The sequence below is a fragment of the Pseudomonas sp. PAMC 26793 genome (assembly GCF_000313235.1).
Lineage (GTDB): Bacteria > Pseudomonadota > Gammaproteobacteria > Pseudomonadales > Pseudomonadaceae > Aquipseudomonas > Aquipseudomonas yamanorum.
In genome coordinates, this window is sequence record NZ_AMXG01000039.1 from 149,222 (window position 1) to 167,611 (window position 18,390).

18 protein-coding genes and 1 rRNA gene are annotated in these 18,390 nt (G+C 58.9%); 15 read left to right on the plus strand and 4 right to left on the minus strand.

Going from position 1 to position 18,390, the window contains the following annotated elements:
- Window positions 1-28: 28 nt before the first annotated feature.
- Together D109_RS0120870 and sfsA are read left to right on the plus strand one after the other, a co-directional pair.
- Window positions 29-1,201 (plus strand): pyridoxal phosphate-dependent aminotransferase, encoded by a 1,173-nt coding sequence (locus D109_RS0120870; RefSeq protein ID WP_017478582.1) that lies wholly within the window; start codon window positions 29-31, stop codon window positions 1,199-1,201.
- Entirely contained in the window at window positions 1,201-1,914 is a 714-nt protein-coding gene (sfsA, locus tag D109_RS0120875; protein ID WP_017478583.1) for a DNA/RNA nuclease SfsA, read from the plus strand. Before D109_RS0120870 ends, sfsA begins: the two co-directional genes overlap by 1 nt.
- Here sfsA and D109_RS0120880 read toward each other — a convergent pair.
- Entirely contained in the window at window positions 1,911-2,228 is a 318-nt protein-coding gene (locus D109_RS0120880) for a Rieske 2Fe-2S domain-containing protein (protein ID WP_017478584.1), read from the minus strand. The genes sfsA and D109_RS0120880 overlap by 4 nt on opposite strands.
- A gap of 206 nt (window positions 2,229-2,434) precedes the next feature.
- Between D109_RS0120880 and D109_RS0120885 the strand changes: the two genes are divergently transcribed.
- Genes D109_RS0120885 through D109_RS0120895 form a run of 3 tightly spaced genes read left to right on the plus strand, consistent with a single transcriptional unit; the run spans window position 2,435 to window position 5,114 of the window.
- The gene (locus tag D109_RS0120885) at window positions 2,435-3,313 is read left to right on the plus strand and encodes a hemin ABC transporter substrate-binding protein (RefSeq protein WP_017478585.1); all 879 of its coding nucleotides are present in this window, start codon (window positions 2,435-2,437) and stop codon (window positions 3,311-3,313) included.
- Window positions 3,310-4,347 carry an iron ABC transporter permease gene (locus D109_RS0120890; RefSeq protein WP_017478586.1) on the plus strand — a complete coding sequence of 346 codons (1,038 nt, stop codon included), beginning with the start codon at window positions 3,310-3,312 and terminating at the stop codon, window positions 4,345-4,347. The genes D109_RS0120885 and D109_RS0120890 overlap by 4 nt, the downstream gene beginning before the upstream one ends.
- Entirely contained in the window at window positions 4,347-5,114 is a 768-nt protein-coding gene (locus D109_RS0120895; RefSeq protein ID WP_017478587.1) for a heme ABC transporter ATP-binding protein, read from the plus strand. The genes D109_RS0120890 and D109_RS0120895 overlap by 1 nt, the downstream gene beginning before the upstream one ends.
- Window positions 5,115-5,352: 238 nt before the next feature.
- On the opposite strand, the gene D109_RS0120900 is transcribed toward D109_RS0120895, so the two are convergent.
- The 3 genes from D109_RS0120900 to D109_RS0120910 all read right to left on the minus strand — a co-directional run bounded on the left by D109_RS0120900 (window position 5,353) and on the right by D109_RS0120910 (window position 7,822).
- On the minus strand, window positions 5,353-5,625 hold the full coding sequence (locus D109_RS0120900; RefSeq protein WP_010206563.1) for a TfoX/Sxy family protein: 273 nt from the start codon (window positions 5,623-5,625) through the stop codon (window positions 5,353-5,355).
- A 201-nt stretch (window positions 5,626-5,826) separates the two neighbouring features.
- Entirely contained in the window at window positions 5,827-6,171 is a 345-nt protein-coding gene (locus D109_RS0120905) for a pentapeptide repeat-containing protein (protein ID WP_017478588.1), read from the minus strand.
- 94 nt (window positions 6,172-6,265) lie between these two features.
- Window positions 6,266-7,822 carry a bifunctional aminoglycoside phosphotransferase/ATP-binding protein gene (locus D109_RS0120910; RefSeq protein ID WP_017478589.1) on the minus strand — a complete coding sequence of 519 codons (1,557 nt, stop codon included), beginning with the start codon at window positions 7,820-7,822 and terminating at the stop codon, window positions 6,266-6,268.
- A gap of 118 nt (window positions 7,823-7,940) precedes the next feature.
- Here D109_RS0120910 and mrcB point away from each other — a divergent pair, with 118 nt between their 5' ends.
- From mrcB to D109_RS01000000132050, 10 genes are all read left to right on the plus strand, one after another.
- The gene (gene mrcB, locus D109_RS0120915) at window positions 7,941-10,265 is read left to right on the plus strand and encodes a penicillin-binding protein 1B (protein ID WP_026078120.1); all 2,325 of its coding nucleotides are present in this window, start codon (window positions 7,941-7,943) and stop codon (window positions 10,263-10,265) included.
- A 16-nt stretch (window positions 10,266-10,281) separates the two neighbouring features.
- On the plus strand, window positions 10,282-11,022 hold the full coding sequence (locus tag D109_RS0120920; RefSeq protein ID WP_017478591.1) for a M48 family metallopeptidase: 741 nt from the start codon (window positions 10,282-10,284) through the stop codon (window positions 11,020-11,022).
- Entirely contained in the window at window positions 11,022-11,351 is a 330-nt protein-coding gene (locus D109_RS0120925) for a YqcC family protein (protein ID WP_003212129.1), read from the plus strand. Before D109_RS0120920 ends, D109_RS0120925 begins: the two co-directional genes overlap by 1 nt.
- Window positions 11,352-11,782: 431 nt before the next feature.
- Window positions 11,783-13,507 (plus strand): acetolactate synthase 3 large subunit, encoded by a 1,725-nt coding sequence (locus tag D109_RS0120930; protein WP_003212127.1) that lies wholly within the window; start codon window positions 11,783-11,785, stop codon window positions 13,505-13,507.
- 2 nt (window positions 13,508-13,509) lie between these two features.
- On the plus strand, window positions 13,510-14,001 hold the full coding sequence (ilvN, locus tag D109_RS0120935) for an acetolactate synthase small subunit (RefSeq protein ID WP_003176102.1): 492 nt from the start codon (window positions 13,510-13,512) through the stop codon (window positions 13,999-14,001).
- 50 nt (window positions 14,002-14,051) lie between these two features.
- Complete coding sequence (ilvC, locus tag D109_RS0120940; protein ID WP_003212125.1) at window positions 14,052-15,068, plus strand: ketol-acid reductoisomerase; 1,017 nt, start codon at window positions 14,052-14,054, stop codon at window positions 15,066-15,068.
- Window positions 15,069-15,212: 144 nt separating this feature from the next.
- Window positions 15,213-16,070, plus strand: coding sequence for a CDP-diacylglycerol--serine O-phosphatidyltransferase (gene pssA / locus D109_RS0120945; protein WP_003212123.1), 858 nt, complete (start codon window positions 15,213-15,215; stop codon window positions 16,068-16,070).
- Between the two features lie 63 nt (window positions 16,071-16,133).
- Window positions 16,134-17,147, plus strand: a complete 1,014-nt coding sequence (msrP, locus tag D109_RS0120950) for a protein-methionine-sulfoxide reductase catalytic subunit MsrP (protein WP_017478593.1) — start codon at window positions 16,134-16,136, stop codon at window positions 17,145-17,147.
- Complete coding sequence (gene msrQ / locus D109_RS0120955) at window positions 17,147-17,767, plus strand: protein-methionine-sulfoxide reductase heme-binding subunit MsrQ (RefSeq protein WP_017478594.1); 621 nt, start codon at window positions 17,147-17,149, stop codon at window positions 17,765-17,767. Before msrP ends, msrQ begins: the two co-directional genes overlap by 1 nt.
- 544 nt (window positions 17,768-18,311) lie before the next feature.
- A 16S ribosomal RNA gene (locus tag D109_RS01000000132050) occupies window positions 18,312-18,390 on the plus strand; the annotation flags it as partial.

Here is an 18,390-nt window from a genome sequence, read left to right on the forward strand (position 1 = left end):
GGTTTGTCCTCACAGTTAAGGAAGGCTAATGGCTCAGCCCTACAGTGCGCGCAGTCGCGCTATCGAACCTTTCCATGTCATGGCGTTGCTGGCGCGGGCCAATGAATTGCAGGCCGCCGGTCACGACGTGATTCACCTGGAAATCGGCGAGCCGGACTTCACCACCGCCGAGCCCATCATCAAGGCCGGGCAAGCGGCGCTGGCCAATGGCAAGACCCGTTATACCGCGGCCCGCGGGTTGCCGGAGTTGCGTGAGGCTATCAGCGGTTTCTACCAGCAGCGTTACGGGCTTGGCATCGATCCTGAACGCATTCTGATTACACCCGGCGGTTCTGGTGCCCTGCTGCTGGCGAGCAGTTTGCTGGTGGACCCCGGTAAGCATTGGCTGCTGGCAGACCCCGGTTACCCGTGCAACCGCCACTTCCTGCGACTGGTGGAAGGCGCGGCGCAGTTGGTCCCGGTCGGCCCCGACGTGCGTTATCAACTAACCGCCGACCTGGTGGCTCGTCACTGGGATCAGGACAGTGTGGGTGCGCTGGTCGCTTCGCCCGCCAACCCTACCGGCACCCTCCTGACGCGCGATGAGTTGGCGGGGCTGTCGAGTGCCATCAAGGCGCGTAACGGGCATTTGGTGGTGGATGAGATCTATCACGGCCTGACCTACGGCACCGATGCCGCCAGCGTGCTGGAGGTCGACGATGAAGCCTTCGTTCTAAATAGTTTTTCGAAGTATTTCGGAATGACCGGCTGGCGCCTGGGTTGGCTGGTGGCACCACCGGCGGCCGTGGGTGAATTGGAGAAGTTGGCGCAGAATCTCTACATCAGCGCACCGAGCATGGCCCAGCATGCGGCCCTGGCGTGCTTTACCCCGGAAACATTGAATATTCTCGAAGCGCGCCGAGCCGAGTTTGGTCGTCGTCGCGACTTCCTGCTGCCAGCCCTGCGGGAGCTCGGCTTCGGCATCGCCGTCGAGCCGGAAGGTGCGTTCTACTTGTACGCCGATATCAGCAAATTCGGTGGTGATGCCTTCGCTTTTTGCCGGCACTTCCTCGAAACCGAGCACGTTGCGTTCACTCCAGGCCTGGATTTCGGTCGCTATCAAGCCGGTCACCATGTGCGTTTTGCCTACACGCAAAACCTTGATCGCTTACAGGAAGCCGTCGAGCGGATCGCCCGTGGCTTGCGGAGTTGGCAAGGCTGATGCGCTTTAATCCTCCCCTCGAAGAAGGCCGGCTGATCCGCCGCTACAAGCGTTTTCTCGCCGATATCGAAACCGTTACCGGCGAGTTCCTGACCATTCACTGCCCGAACACCGGCTCGATGTTCAACTGCATGGTGGAAGGTGGCCAAGTCTGGTTCAGCCGCTCCAATGACCCCAAGCGCAAGCTGCCCGGCACCTGGGAAATCAGCGAAACCCCTCAAGGGCGCCTGGCATGTGTGAACACGGCGCGGGCCAATCAGTTGGTGGAAGAGGCGCTGCGGGCCGGGGTTATCACCGAGCTCAACGGCTTTACGGCGCTGAAGCGTGAAGTGGCCTACGGTCAGGAAAACAGCCGGATCGATTTCCGTCTGGATTACCCAACCGGCCTGGCGTATGTCGAAGTCAAAAGCGTCACCCTCGGTTTTGACGGGACCTCGACGGCGGCATTCCCCGATGCAGTGACCCAGCGCGGGGCCAAGCATTTACGCGAGCTGGCGCATCTGGCGCGTGAGGGTGTGCGGGCGGTGCAGTTGTACTGCGTCAACCTCTCGGGGATCGATGCGGTGCGTCCTGCCGAAGAAATTGATGCCGGTTATGCGGCTGCGTTGCGTGAGGCCAAGGCGGCGGGCGTCGAGGTGTTGGCCTATGGCGTGAGGGTGACGTCAGAGGAAATCTGCGTCGAGCGTCGCCTGGAAGTATTGCTCGGCGGTTAGATTTCTACCCAAAGGCCCTGTTCGTCCTCGCGGCCGGGCAGGGCTGTCAGGCTCTGCCCGGCACAAGGCCCCGCGACGCACTCACCGCTCTCGATCAGGAACAGCGCGCCGTGGGTGGCGCACTGGATCAGGCTGGCGCTCGGGTCGAGAAACTGGTGCGGCTGCCATTCCAGCGGTACCCCGCGATGTGGGCAACGGTTGATATAGAAGTAGGCAATGCCTTCGCGGCGCACGGCAAACAGCTTGCGGCCGTCGATATCGAAACCGAGGCTGGCGTTGGCTGCAAGTTCGCTTGAGGTGCAGAGAAACTTCATATCGATCCTTAAGTGCCGCCGTTTGCGGGCTGCAAGGCTATCCTGACGTTGCCGTAGCGCCCGGCGCTTGACGTGTAAATGCAAACAATTATCAAATGCCGGCTTCGCCCGTAAGCTGACTGGGCGCTCTGTACGATGTTCGGCAGTGTTGATCTGTCACATTGCGAGTGTTTCGGCGGGCCCACCCCTTGGAAGGAAACCCTTTTATGCGCTTGAGTGCCAGCGCTATTGCGCTCGTTGTCGGACTGTTGGTCAACGCTGGGGCCCAGGCCTCTGAACTGCCACAACGCTGGGTCAGTGCTGGTGGTGCGTTGTCGGAGTGGGTGACGGCTCTGGGCGGTGAATCAAAGTTGGTGGGTGTGGATACCACCAGCCAGCATCCTGAATCCCTCAAGGCGTTGCCGAGCATTGGTTACCAACGGCAGTTGTCGGCGGAAGGCATTCTGAGCCTGAGTCCGCAGATCCTGGTGGGCACCGAGGAGATGGGGCCGCCGCCGGTGCTGGCGCAAATCCGCAACGCCGGTGTGAAAGTGGAGCTGTTTTCGGCTGAGCCGGATTTGCCGACCCTGCAAGGCAACCTTCAGCATCTGGGCAAGCTGCTGGGCAGCGAAGCGAAGGCTGCCGAGCTGTTCAGCGACTATCAGCAACAACTTGATCAACAAAAGAACTGGGTGACCAAGGCCCAATCCGCTCAAAAGGCGCCTGGCGTCCTGTTGTTGCTGGGACATGCTGGCGGCAAACCGCTGATCGCCGGCAAAGACACGGCGGCTGACTGGATGTTGCAGCAGGCTGGTGGCCATAACCTGGCGACCCACAAGGGTTACAAACCGTTTTCCGTGGAGTCGCTGGCGGGGCTCAATCCCGAGGTACTGGTGTTTGCCGATCGCGCTTTGACGGGGGATGCGGCCCGCGCCGCGCTGTTCAAGGAGAACCCGATCCTGGCTTCGACGCCGGCGGCCAAGAACGGTCGTGTCTACGAGTTGGACCCGACGCTGCTGGTGGGCGGGCTTGGGCCGCGCTTGCCGCAAAGCCTGGTGAAGCTGTCTGCCGGGTTCTATCCGTCCCAGGCTAAAACCGCCCCATGACCACTCTGGTTAAACCGCGAACCCTGTTTATCGGCCTGAGTCTGCTGTGTGTATTGGCGATCTGGTTGTCATTGGCCCTGGGGCCGGTCAGCTTGCCGTTGATGGACACACTGCGGGCAGCCTTACGTTTGATGGGTGTGCCAATCGAGACCCAAGGCCTGGAGCAGGCGGAGTTGATCCTCGGGCAGATTCGTCTGCCGCGTACGTTGCTGGGCCTGGCCGTCGGCGGGGTTCTGGCACTTTCCGGCGTTGCAATGCAGGGGCTGTTTCGTAATCCCTTGGCTGATCCCGGGCTGGTCGGGGTTTCCAGCGGTGCGGCGTTGGGCGCGGCGATTGCGATTGTCGGTGGTTCGTTTTTTGGCGGATTACCGGATGCCTTTGGGCCTTATCTGCTGTCGCTGTGTGCTTTCCTCGGTGGTTTGGGGGTAACAGCGCTGGTCTATCGCCTGGGTCGACGCAACGGCCAAACCAATGTCGCGACCATGTTGCTGGCGGGGATCGCCCTGACGGCGCTCGCCAGTTCGGCGGTGGGCCTGTTCACCTACCTGGCGGATGACGCCACCTTGCGCACCCTGACGTTCTGGAACCTGGGCAGTCTGAATGGCGCCAGCTACTCGCGGTTATGGCCGCTGCTGTTGGTCAGCGCTGGCGTCGCCCTTTGGCTGCCGCGCCGGGCCAAGGCGCTGAATGCACTCCTGCTGGGTGAGTCGGAAGCCAGCCACTTGGGCATTGATGTTGAAGGCCTCAAGCGCGAGCTGGTGTTCTGCACTGCATTGGGGGTAGGCGCGGCGGTGGCAGCGGCGGGGATGATTGGCTTTGTCGGGCTGGTAGTGCCGCATCTGGTGCGCCTGCTGGCGGGGCCGGATCACCGGGTGCTGCTGCCAGCCTCGGTGCTGGCGGGGGCGAGTTTGCTGTTGTTTGCTGATCTGGTGGCGCGCCTGGCCTTGGCGCCGGCGGAATTGCCGATCGGCATTGTTACCGCGTTTATCGGTGCGCCGTTTTTTCTCTACCTGTTGTTGCGAGGGCGCGCCTGATGCTGCGAGTAGAAGACCTGCAGATCCGCCGTGGGCGCAAAACCGTGTTGGCGGACGTCACCCTGGACCTGCTGCCAGGTGAAGTGCTCGGCGTGTTGGGCCCCAACGGTGCGGGGAAAAGTACATTGCTTGGTGCGTTATGCGGTGAGTTGCAACCCGACCAAGGCCGTGTGTGGCTGGATCAGCGTGAGTTGAAGGACTGGGGCGGAGCGCAGCGTGCCCAGCGCCTTGCGGTATTGCCGCAGACCTCGACCCTGGACTTTGCCTTTCGCGTCGAAGAGGTTGTGGGCATGGGTCGCTTGCCTCATCAGACGGGCCGGGTGCGTGACGATGAAATCATCAACGCCGCCTTGCAGGCTGCCGACGTCGGCCACTTGAGCGGGCGCAGCTATCTGGCGTTGTCGGGCGGCGAACGGCAGCGGGTGCACCTTGCACGGGTGCTGGCGCAGCTATGGCCGGGTGAGGCGGGGCAGACCTTGTTGCTGGATGAGCCGACGTCGATGCTTGATCCGCTGCACCAGCACACGACCTTGCAGGCGATCCGCAGCTTTGCCGACCGCGGTGCTGCGGTGCTGGTGATCCTTCACGACCTGAACCTGGCGGCGCGCTACTGTGATCGCATCCTGTTGCTGGAGGATGGTCGGCCCCATGCGCTGGATACACCGGCACAAGTGTTTCGGCCTGAGCCACTGAAGGCGGTATTCGGGCTCGATGTGTTGGTGCAGCCGCATCCGGAGCGCGGCCATCCGTTAATCATTGCGCGCTGAGCTTTTTATAGACAAAAAAAGACCCGGCAAGAGCCGGGTCAAATAACCGTGATTAGCCTGATGAGGAGATAATCTGAGAGTCCGAACCAATGGTCTTTCAGTTATCGGCTGATCTCGCGATCAGTTGTGATAATCATAACGATTCTCATTTGAGAGTCAACATTTGTTTTCCCGACCTCTTCAAATTTCCTCAAACATTCGTTTGGAGTCCCCGGAAACAGTGGTGAAAGTTGCCGTCTCAATTCTTTTGGCGTGCCGAAAGAGCGTCCAGCTGACGGTTCAAAGCCTCCTTGCGTTCAGCGGGAATGTCATTCCAGTGCACATCCATCAGCGCACCTTCAATGGCATACAACAACACTTTGGATGCCCTGAAACCGCGGGTGCGTACGGCACGGTACGCGTCGACTGCCCCCAGGCGGCGTAGGTCGGACGCACTGTGGATGCCCACCGCATGCAGCCATTGCGCCGACGTCTTGCCAAGGTTTTTCAGGTGTTGCAGCTCATCATTCATCAAGCCTCCTTGCGACGGCCGAATGGTTCGGTGGGTATCGTGACCAGGCAAGCCTGAAAGGAGTGTAGCGCTCAGTAGGAAAAGCGTAGTTCTTTGGTCGGCAACGACCAAAAAGCTTCTAAGGCAGGAGTGGATTTTGGCATAGGAAAGGGTGAGGCCCCCGGCACGCCTTGTGCGTGGCCGGGAGGCAATGCAGCGGTTTTACCGTGTGCGGTAGCGCAAGCGCGTGCCGAAATTGACGGACATCAGGATCTCGTCAGCGCTCAACTCAGGTGGGAAATAAGTGCCTGAGATCTGGGCATGCGCCAGACTCGCGCCTTCCAGTGGGCTGTCGCGTAAATCCAGGCCGCGCAAGTCGGCGGAGCGGAAATAAGCGTCGGTGAAATCCACGCCCTCGGCATTCAGGTCGCGCAGGTCCAGGCCGCGAAAGTCGCCACCGCGCATATCGATGGTGCCGTCTTTCGGACGCTCTTGGTTGAAGCCGCGGATGTCATCTTTATGCAGAAGCGCGTACAGCGGGGTATCAAGTAGCTTCGGATGGCTCACAATGGCGACTCCCGTGTTGGAATTATGACGCCATTATAGTGCCACTATTTCTCGGCCGTGAGCCCCGGAGGGCTACACGACCAAGAAATATTTCTTACAGTCCCGGCAGGCGCTGGCGAATATGTGCCACCAACGCGTCCAGGGTTCCGCTTTCATTGGTTTCCACGCGTTTGCTCAGCAGCAGCTCCTCAGCGCCGAGTGGATCACGGGTGGACTGCTGCTCTTCGATGATGGTCAGGGTGGCGTCGGAAGGATCGTTCTTGTCCGCCTGACGCTGTGCCAGCCAAGCAGCGATGACAGCCTGTGGCGCATTGCAGTCGAGGATCAGGAACGGTGCGCCGGTGGCCTCGGCGATCTTGGCTGCAGCGTCGCGTTGTTCACGCTTGAGGAAGGTTGCGTCCAGTACCACCGGGAAACCGGCGCGCAGTACGGTGTCGGCGATCTCGTTCAGGCGTGCGTAGGTGGCGGCGCTGGCGTCTGCGGCGTAGATCCCGGCCTGCGGCGTATTCTCGACCTTCTGCTCGCCGAACAGGCGCTTGCGCTCCACGTCCGAACGCAGGCGAATCGCCCCCAGTGCTTCTACGAGGCGCATGGACACATGGCTTTTGCCAACAGCCGATACGCCGTGGGTGATGGCCAGGAAGCGCGATGGGATGGTGCTGTAGCTTTCCGCCAAGTTGGCGTAGTTGCGGTACTGGCGCAGGGTGGTAGCACGCTGCACCGCGTCCGCCTCGGAAGGCATGCTGAACAGTGCGACCTTGGCGCGTACCAAGGCGCGGTAGGCTTTATAGAAGTTCAGCACCTCCAGGCCTTGATAATCGCCGGTCAGCTCCAGGTACTGGCTGATGAAGCGTCGAGCCAGGCTCTTTAGGCCACGGTCTTCCAGGTCCATCGCCAGGAAGCCGGTGTCGGCATACACGTCGGTGAAGCGGAATGGCTCATTGAACTCGATGCAATCGAAGATCACCACGTGGCCATCAATCATGGTGGCGTTGCCCAGGTGGATATCACCGTGGCATTCGCGGGTGAAGCCATTGAGCTTGCGTTGCTCGAACAGTGGCTTGAGGCGCTCGAAGCTGCTTTCGGCCCAGGCCTGCAAGGCATCCAGTTGCGCCAGATCAGCCTTGTCGCTGAGGAACGGGCGGATCTGCTCGAAGTTTTGCAGCACCGGCGCCATGACGTCGTGCGGCGTGCCGGCGGAGTGAGTGGCCGGCACTTTCGGGGCATTCAGGTGAAAGTGCGCGATCTGCCTGGCCATTTCGTCGATGTGCGCGTTGGTCAGTTCGCCGTTGGCTTGCAGGGTGCTAAGCAGTTGGCTTTGCGGGAACTGGCGCATTTTGAGTACATAGTCGACCACCGGGCCGTCGCCACCCAATTGCGGTGCTTCGGCGCTGCCGGTGATTGGCAACACTTCAAGATACAAATCATCGGTCAGGCGCTGGTTGAGGCGCAGTTCCTCATTGCAGAAATGGCCGCGGGCTTCCAGGGTGGTGAAATCGAGGAAGCCGAAATTCACCGGCTTCTTCATTTTATAAGCATAGGGCCCGGTGAGCAGGACCCAGGAAATATGGGTCTCGATGACTTGGAACTGATCCACCGGATGGGGAAACAGGGCCGGGTTTTGCAGGGCTGCAATCAGGGACTGGCTCACGGGCGATCCTTCAGAGTCTGGGAAAATTCATGGCGGGCATTATGGCTGCTACAGACGGTCGTGCAAACCGCTGTCCGGCTCATGTTGGTCATCAATAAAGTGCGTATAATCCGCCGCCATGACTCGTACCCGATCTCCCCGTTCCCGTAAAAAACCTCCTTCCCGCGGCCTGCGCCCTTGGCTGGGCTGGGCGCTTAAGCTCGGCCTGGTAGGGCTTGTCGTGATCGCCGGCTTCGCGGTTTACCTCGATGCCGTGGTCCAGGAGAAGTTCTCCGGCAAGCGCTGGACCATTCCGGCCAAGGTATACGCGCGCCCGCTGGAACTGTTCACTGGCCAGAAGCTGAGTAAGGAAGACTTCCTCACCGAACTCGATGCCCTGGGCTATCGCCGCGAACCCGTGAGCAACGGCCCCGGCGCGGCTGCCGTCAGCGGTAACACCGTCGACTTGAACACCCGCGGCTTCCAGTTCTATGAAGGCCTGGAAAAACCCCAGCCGGTACGCGTGCGTTTCTCTGGCGACTACGTAGCTGAGCTGTCCTCGCTCAACGGCTCGAAGTTGCCGGTGGTGCGCCTGGAACCCTTAATGATCGGTGGGATTTATCCGAAAAACCTGGAAGACCGCATCCTGATCAAGATCGATCAGGTGCCGCCTTACCTGCTGGATACCCTGATCGCGGTGGAAGACCGGGATTTCTACAGCCACTGGGGCGTATCGCCCAAGTCCATCGCGCGTGCCATCTGGGTCAACACCTCCGGCGGCAAGATGACCCAGGGCGGCAGTACGCTGACGCAACAATTGGTCAAGAACTTCTACCTGACCAACGAACGCAGCCTGACCCGAAAGCTGACCGAAGCCATGATGGCGATGCTGCTGGAGCTGCATTACAGCAAGCAGGAAATTCTTGAGGCGTACCTCAATGAAGTGTTCGTTGGCCAGGACGGTCAGCGTGCGGTGCACGGTTTTGGTCTGGCCAGCCAGTTCTTCTTCGGCCAGCCGTTGTCCGAGTTGAAACTGCATCAAGTGGCGCTGCTGGTGGGCATGGTCAAGGGGCCGTCCTACTACAACCCGCGTCGCAACCCGGAGCGGGCGCTGGAGCGGCGTAACCTGGTGCTCGACGTACTTGAGCAGCAAGGTGTCGCCACTCCGGAGCAAGTCGCTGCCGCGAAGAAAATGCCACTGGGTGTGACTACTCGCGGCAAGCTGGCCGACAGTTCCTTCCCGGGCTTCATCGACCTGGTCAAACGCCAACTGCGTGAAGACTACCGCGACGAAGACTTGACCGAAGAAGGCCTGCGGATCTTCACCAGTTTCGACCCGATCCTGCAGATGAAGGCCGAAGCCTCGGTCAACGATACCTTCAAACGCCTGGCAGGCCGTAAAGGCTCCGACGACGTCGAGGCCGCGATGGTGGTGACCAACCCGGAAACCGGTGAAGTCCAGGCCATGATCGGCAGTCGCCAGGCCAGCTTTGCCGGGTTCAACCGGGCGCTGGACGCGGTGCGGCCGATTGGCTCGCTGGTTAAGCCGGCGGTGTACCTGACGGCGTTGGAAAAACCGAGCAAGTACACGCTGACCAGTTGGCTGTCCGATGACCCGTTGTCGGTCAAAGGGGCTGATGGCCAGATGTGGACGCCGCATAACTTTGATCGTCGCTCCCACGGTACGATTTTCCTGTACCAGGGCTTGGCGCATTCCTACAACATCTCGACCTCCCGCCTTGGTCTCGAGCTTGGCGTGCCGAATGTTCTCAAGACGCTCGGTCGTTTGGGCATCACTCGTGAGTTCCCGGCGTTCCCGTCGATGCTGTTGGGTGCGGGTGCGATGAGTCCAATGGAAGTGGCGACCATGTACCAGACCCTGGCCAACGGTGGCTTCAATACACCGATGCGCGGAATTCGTAGCGTGTTGACGGCCGAAGGCGAACCGCTCAAGCGTTATCCGTTCCAGATTCAACAGCGCTTTGACCCGGCCTCGATCTACCTGATCCAGAACGCCATGCAGCGCGTGATGCGCGAAGGTACAGGGCGCTCGGCCTACAACGTGCTGCCAGCCAACCTGACGCTGGCCGGCAAGAGCGGGACCAGTAACGATTCGCGGGACAGCTGGTTCGCCGGTTTCAGCCAGGATCTGCTGGCGGTGGTCTGGCTCGGACGCGATGACAACGGTAAAACACCGTTTACCGGTGCCACCGGCGCGTTGCAGGTATGGACCAGTTTCATGAAGAAGGCCGACCCATTGCCGCTGAACATGCCGCAGCCGGACAATATCGTCCAGGCCTGGATCGATCCGCATACCGGCCAGGGTTCCGATGCCAACTGTCCGGGTGCGGTTCAGATGCCGTATATTCGCGGCAGCGAACCGCCACCCGGTACCGCGTGCGGTGCCAGTGCGCCCGCCAGCGCTGAATCGGTGATGGATTGGGTCAAGGGCTGGATGAATTAAGCAAAGAGGGTTTCACGTGAACAAGTTGTTGATTCCAGCTATTACAGTTTTGGCATTGCTCGGTGGTTGCGCCAGCGTGGAGCGGGGCTCTATTCCGGTGGTGGATTCCAGCACAACGGTGTCCAACAACGACCGGATTTCTGCCAATGGTGGCTTCCGTCAAACCGTCACCAACCGTCCTGCCCAGGCCCGGCCTCAGGCGCAAGCCGTGCCCCAGGATTCGGGTGTAGTGGTCATGATCCCGGGCGGCGGCGCAGCTACCTCAGCTCCGATCAGTACGCAGCCATGGACGCCTGGCCCGAGTACGTCGGGCCCGATCGACTCCACGCCGATTCAAACGGCACCGATTAACCAGGGTACCTACAACATGCCGTCGACGCCGAGCGGAATCCCTTCTGCCAGCAGCGCCGGTGGGCTGTCCGCTGATGAGCAGTTGGATGGCCCGGTGCTGGCGTTGCTCACCACTGCCCAACAGCAGCAATCGGGTGGCGATTTGAACGGTGCATCGTCGAGCCTTGAGCGCGCTCAGCGCGTGGCTCCCCGTGAGCCGCAGGTGCTTTACCGCCTGGCTCAGGTTCGCATGGCTCAAGGCGATGCCCCGCAGGCTGAACAATTTGCCCGTCGCGGCCTGACCCTGGCCAATGGCCGTCCTGATCTGCAGGCCAGCCTGTGGAGCCTGATCGGCGATGCCCGTGAGAAGCAAGGCGATGCTGCCGGTGCGGCCCAGGCCCGTCAAAAAGCCAAGGTAAGCCTCTGATGGATGCACGCTTTCCGGCCATTGCCGAACAGTTGTTGTTGATCGAGCGCGAACTGCGCTTGCAGGGCTGGTGGGACGAAGTGTCCCCCAGTGCTGAAGCCTTGAGCAGTGTTGAACCCTTTTCCGTCGACACCCTGGACTTTCACCAGTGGCTGCAATGGATTTTCCTGACACGGATGAAGCAAATCCTTGAGCAGGACCTGCCATTGCCCAATGCGTCGGGGATTCTGGAGATGGCCGAGATGGTTTATGCCGATCGGCCGCTTGAGAGCCTTGGCCTGCGGACTGCGCTGAAAAAGTTCGATCAATTGATCGTCGACGCTCGTTAATTGCCTGGCTGCCGGTTTTTCCGGCAGTCTTGCGCATATTTCTACCGCTTTGCGCCATTCAGGCGAGTTTTATCCCTCCTCAAGCCCCTTTCTTCTACGTTCTCATGCGCTTAGTTGGAAAAAAGCGCAATTATTACTTGACTTGAAGGGGCTGAAACAGAAGAATCCAAAGTCCGCTGTAGAGGGACTGCCAGAAGCAGACCCACTCAGCAGATCATGAGGCGCACACCCGCGCCGACCTGTTACACCCGCAACGCGTTACCTCGCGCTGGGTGGGAAAATCCCGCAACACTTGGGACGCTCCCAATACTTGCTCAGTCAGTGCTGACGTAGTCGGCGACCACCGTCGCTCATGCTCTGCTGAGAAGTAAACCTATTAAGACCCGTCGGTTTTCAACGGACGGTATTCTGGCGTTTTAGAGGTGAACAACGTGGAGCTTTTATCTGGCGGTGAGATGCTCGTCCGCTTTTTGCGTGACGAAGGCGTCGACTATATCTACGGGTACCCAGGCGGTGCTCTGCTGCATGTCTACGACGCACTGTTCAAGGAACCGGCTGTTACCCACATCCTGGTTCGCCACGAACAAGCTGCTACCCATATGGCTGACGGTTACGCCCGTGCCACCGGTAAAGCCGGTGTAGTACTGGTGACTTCCGGCCCTGGCGCGACCAATGCCATCACCGGCATCGCGACGGCTTATATGGACTCCATCCCGATGGTGATCATTTCCGGCCAGGTGGCGAGCACCATGGTTGGTACCGACGCATTCCAGGAAACCGACATGATCGGTATCTCCCGGCCGATCGTGAAACACAGCTTCATGATCAAGCATGCCTCGGAAATCCCGGAAGTCATGAAAAAGGCGTTCTACCTCGCACAGTCCGGTCGCCCGGGTCCTGTGGTGGTCGATATCCCGAAAGACATGACCAACCCGGCTGAAAAGTTCGAATACATCTTCCCCAAGAAAGCCAAGCTGCGTTCCTACAGCCCGGCCGTTCGCGGGCACTCGGGGCAAATCCGCAAGGCGGCAGAAATGCTGTTGGCGGCCAAGCGTCCGGTGCTCTACTCGGGTGGTGGCGTGATTCTGGGCGGCGGTTCTGCACCGCTGACCGAACTGGCCAAAATGCTCAACCTGCCAGTTACCAACACCTTGATGGGGCTCGGTGCTTTCCCGGGTTCGGACCGTCAGTTCGTCGGCATGCTCGGCATGCACGGCAGCTACACCGCCAACCTGGCCATGCACCATGCTGACGTGATCCTCGCCGTCGGTGCGCGGTTCGATGACCGGGTGATCAATGGCGCGAGCAAGTTTTGCCCGAATGCCAAGATCATTCACATCGACATCGACCCGGCATCCATCTCCAAGACCATCAAGGCCGACGTGCCTATCGTAGGTCCTGTGGAAAGCGTGCTGACTGAAATGGTCGCTGCGCTGAAGGAAATCGGCGAAGCCCCGAACAAGGACTCCGTTGCCAGTTGGTGGAAGCAGATCGATGAGTGGCGCGGTGACCGCGGCCTGTTCCCTTACGACAAGGGCGACGGCAGCGTGATCAAGCCACAGACCGTGATCGAGACCCTGTGCGAAGTGACCAAGGGCGATGCCTTTGTGACCTCCGACGTGGGCCAGCACCAGATGTTCGCGGCGCAGTACTACAAGTTCGACAAGCCTAACCGCTGGATCAACTCCGGTGGCCTGGGCACGATGGGCTTTGGTTTCCCTGCGGCCATGGGTGTGAAGCTGAGCTTCCCGGATACTGACGTTGCGTGCGTCACCGGCGAAGGCAGTATCCAGATGAACATCCAGGAACTGTCGACCTGCCTGCAATATGGTCTGCCGGTGAAGATCGTCTGCCTGAACAACGGCGTACTGGGCATGGTTCGCCAGTGGCAGGACATGAGCTACGGCAGCCGTCATTCCCATTCCTACATGGAGTCTCTGCCTGATTTCGTCAAATTGGTTGAAGCCTATGGGCATGTCGGCATGCGCATCACCGATTTGAAGGATTTGAAGCCGATGATGGAAGAGGCGTTCGCCATGAAGGACCGCCTGGTGTTCCTTGATATTCAGGTCGACACCAGCGAGCACGTCTACCCGATGCAGATCAAAGACGGCTCCATGCGCGATATGTGGCTGAACAAGACGGAGCGTACCTAATCATGCGGCACATTATCTCCCTGCTTCTGGAGAACGAACCGGGCGCTCTGTCTCGTGTGGTCGGCCTGTTTTCGCAACGTAACTACAACATCGAAAGCCTGACTGTGGCGCCGACCGAAGACCCGACCTTGTCGCGCCTGACGTTGACCACCGTTGGCCATGATGAGGTGATCGAGCAGATCACCAAAAACCTCAACAAGCTGATCGAAGTGGTCAAGTTGGTCGACTTGTCGGAAAGTGCCCACATCGAGCGTGAGCTGATGTTGGTTAAGGTCAAGGCCACGGGGGCCCAACGAGCCGAGATCAAGCGCACTACTGACATTTATCGCGGGCAGATCGTCGATGTGAGCGCCAGCGTTTATACCGTTCAACTGACCGGTACAAGCGACAAGCTGGACAGCTTCATCCAGTCGATCGGGACGGCCTCGATTCTGGAAACTGTACGCAGTGGCGTTACCGGGATTGCTCGTGGCGACAAAGTACTCAGCATCTAACTCAAATTTAGCGAATGGCCTTAAACGGCCTGGATATATAGAGGAACCTCATGAAAGTTTATTACGATAAAGATTGTGACCTGTCGATCATCCAGGGCAAAAAAGTCGCCATCATCGGCTACGGTTCCCAGGGCCACGCTCAAGCGTGCAACCTGAAAGATTCCGGCGTTGACGTGACTGTTGGCCTGCGTAAAGGCTCGGCCACTGTTGCCAAGGCTGAAGCTCACGGCCTGAAAGTGACTGACGTTGCTTCCGCTGTTGCTGCTGCCGACCTGGTCATGATCCTGACCCCGGACGAGTTCCAGTCCGCGCTGTACAAGAACGAAATCGAGCCGAACATCAAGAAAGGCGCCACCCTGGCCTTCTCCCACGGCTTCGCGATCCACTACAACCAGGTTGTGCCGCGCGCTGACCTCGACGTGATCATGATCGCGCCGAAAGCACCGGGCCACACCGTGCGTTCCGAGTTCGTCAAAGGCGGCGGTATCCCTGACCTGATCGCGATCTACCAGGACGCCTCGGGCAACGCCAAGAACGTTGCACTGTCCTACGCTGCTGGCGTTGGTGGCGGTCGTACCGGCATCATCGAAACCACCTTCAAGGACGAGACTGAAACCGACCTGTTCGGCGAACAAGCCGTTCTGTGCGGCGGTACTGTTGAATTGGTCAAAGCCGGTTTCGAAACCCTGGTTGAAGCTGGCTACGCGCCGGAAATGGCCTACTTCGAATGCTTGCACGAACTGAAGCTGATCGTTGACCTCATGTACGAAGGCGGTATCGCCAACATGAACTATTCGATCTCCAACAACGCCGAATACGGCGAGTACGTGACTGGCCCGGAAGTGATCAACGCCGAGTCCCGTCAGGCCATGCGCAATGCCCTGAAACGTATTCAGGACGGCGAATACGCCAAAATGTTCATCAGCGAAGGCGCAACCGGCTACCCTTCGATGACCGCCAAGCGTCGTAACAACGCCGCTCACGGTATCGAAATCATCGGCGAGCAACTGCGCTCCATGATGCCGTGGATCGGTGCCAACAAGATCGTCGACAAAGCCAAAAACTAAGTCGTACGTATCAAGGGAAAACGCGGCTTAGGCCGCGTTTTTTCGTTTGCGGGGCAGGTTCTGGTATAAAGCTGCATCGTTTGCGGGCGAACACTCGCCGCAAGTTTCTGTCGAAATTTTTCACACCGTTGCAAGGTAAAGTCCATGAGCGAACGTCCCGAAGAGCCAAACCAGGCCTCTGACGCCGAAAGCCTGCTACCGATCGATGAGCATGTCGAAGAGGGGCACGATGCTGAAGGCCGTAAAGTCCGGCATCGTGGCATCTATCTTCTGCCCAATCTGTTCACCACCGCGAACCTGTTCGCAGGGTTCTACTCCATCATCAATTCCATGAGCGCCCAGAGTGCATTGGCGGCCGGCGATGCTGCCGGGGCCAGCAAGTATTTTGGTTTCGCCGCGATTGCGATCTTCGTCGCCATGGTCCTTGATGGCCTGGATGGGCGCGTGGCGCGCATGACCAATACCCAGAGTGCCTTCGGCGCCGAGTATGACTCGCTGTCGGACATGGTTGCCTTTGGTGTGGCGCCGGCGTTGCTCGCATTCGCCTGGGCGCTGGGTGACATGGGCAAAGTCGGCTGGATGGTCGCCTTCATCTATGTGGCTGGCGCGGCATTGCGTCTGGCACGCTTCAATACCCAGGTAGGGACTGCCGACAAGCGCTACTTCATTGGCCTGGCCAGCCCGGCTGCGGCGGGGGTGGTAGCCGGTATTGTCTGGGCATTCAGCGACTATGGTATCCAGGGCTCGAAGATGTCATTCCTCGTGGCCTTGATGGTTGCGGCGGCCGGCATGCTGATGGTCAGCAACATCAAGTACAACAGCTTCAAGGAGCTGGACCTCAAGGGGCGCGTGCCGTTTGTGGCCATCCTGGCGGTCGTGCTGGTGTTTGCCGTGGTCTTCAGTGACCCGCCGCGAATCCTGCTGTTGGCGTTCCTGGTCTATGCCGCGTCCGGTCCGGTGCAGTACTTGCTGCATCTTCGTCAGCGCAAAACGTTGCCTTAATGTAATTTCCCCCATACTCCGCAGTCTATTGGTGCATCTGTCCTCCAAAGCTGCGGAGTTGCCATGTTAATCAAGTTTCCCAAAGCGTCTGATTGCCAAGAATCGGACGTCACGCCTGAATCCCTCTATTTCTCTCGCCGCAGCTTGCTCGGTGGTGCGCTTGCCGGCCTTGCTGCCAGCAGCCTGCCGCGTTGGGCCAGTGCGGATGATGCTGCGCGTTACACGGATGTCGAGCCGGGCAAGGCGCCCGGATGGTTTGCCGAAAAGCTGCCCGGCACAAAATGGCAGGCGGTTACGGTCAAGGATGAGGCGATCACTCCGTTCAAGGACGCGACCCACTACAACAACTTCTATGAGTTTGGTACGGACAAGGGCGACCCTGCGGCCAATGCCGGTTCGCTCAAGACCGAGCCATGGAGTGTGGTGATTGATGGGGAAGTCGCCAAGCCCGGGCGTTACGCGCTTGAAGACTTCATGAAACCGTATCAACTGGAAGAGCGAATCTATCGACTGCGCTGTGTAGAGGCGTGGTCGATGGTCATTCCGTGGATAGGATTTCCTATTTCGGAATTGCTCAAGCACGTCGAGCCGACTTCCAAGGCCAAGTACATCCGCTTTGAGACCCTGCAAGATCCGAAGAGCATGCCGGGGCAGCGCTCCAACTTTGCCTTGATCGATTGGCCTTATGTCGAAGGGCTGCGATTGGATGAGGCGATGAATCCCCTGGCGATCCTGGCGGTGGGCATGTATGGGCGGGAGTTGCCAAATCAGAATGGTGCCCCGTTGCGGTTGGTGGTGCCATGGAAGTATGGATTCAAGAGCGTGAAGTCGATCGTGCGCATCAGCCTCGTCAGCGAACAGCCGAAAACCACCTGGCAAAGCATTGCGGCGAGTGAGTATGGGTTTTACGCGAACGTGAATCCCACTGTCGACCATCCGCGCTGGACCCAGGCGCGGGAGCGGCGTTTGCCCAGTGGGCTGTTCAGTCCCAATGTGCGTGAGACGCAAATGTTCAACGGCTACTCCGATGAGGTCGCCTCTCTATATACGGGCCTTGATCTGCGGAAGAATTATTGATGCGCTATCCGATCTGGCGCATCGGCGTCTTTATAGCGGCGGCGGTGTGGCCGCTGTTCTGGTTGTACGAGGCCTGGAGCTTTGCGCTGGGGCCTGACCCTGGGAAGGTGCTCATGGATCGGCTCGGGCTTGGGACCTTGATTCTGCTGTTGATCACCCTGGGCATGACGCCGCTGCAGAAGCTCAGTGGTTGGGCGGGGTGGATTGCTGTACGACGGCAGCTGGGGCTGTGGTGCTTTGCGTATGTGGTTTTGCATCTTGCGGCTTACTGCGTGTTCATCCTGGGGCTTGACTGGTCGCAGTTGGGGGTCGAGCTGCGAAAGCGGCCTTACATTATCGTTGGCACCTTGGGGTTCCTTTCTTTATTAGTGCTGGCAGTCACCTCAAACCGCTACAGTCAGCGCCGCCTGGGTGCGCGCTGGAAGAAGCTGCATCGCTTGGTTTATGTGACTCTCGGGCTTGGCCTACTGCACATGTTGTGGATCGTAAGGGCAGATCTAAAGGAGTGGGCTATCTATGCATCTATAGGAGCGCTGCTTCTATTGCTGCGTGTGCCACCTGTAATGCGGCGGATTCCTCGCCTTATTGCTAAAAAACCATCTTCTGCAACAAAAGCGTAATTAACCCTTGACGGCAGATTCTGGAAGTCTATAATTCGCCCCACTTCCGGCGCAGTCGAAACGGAAAACTCCTTGGTAAACAAAGAGTTATGTAAGTTTCGACAGCGAGTTGCTTCAGGTCATCGAAGCCCAGAAGGAGTTAGTAAGGCCGTGTTGTTTAGCCCTATTAACGGTTCGATCTTCTCGGTCGAAAGCGGAGAAAAAGAGGTGTTGACAGCAGCGTGTAACGCTGTAGAATTCGCCTCCCGCTAACGAGAGATCGGAAGCGCAAGTGGTTGAAGTTACAAAGGAAACTTTGAAAACTTCTGAAAATAATCACTTGACAGCAAATGAGGCTGCTGTAGAATGCGCGCCTCGGTTGAGACGAAAGATCTTAACCAACCGCTCTTTAACAACTGAATCAAGCAATTCGTGTGGGTGCTTGTGGAGTCAGACTGATAGTCAACAAGATTATCAGCATCACAAGTTACTCCGCGAGAAATCAAAGATGTAACCAACGATTGCTGAGCCAAGTTTAGGGTTTCTTAAAAACCCAAAGATGTTTGAACTGAAGAGTTTGATCATGGCTCAGATTGAACGCTGGCGGCAGGCCTAACACATGCAAGTCGAGCGGTAGAGAGAAG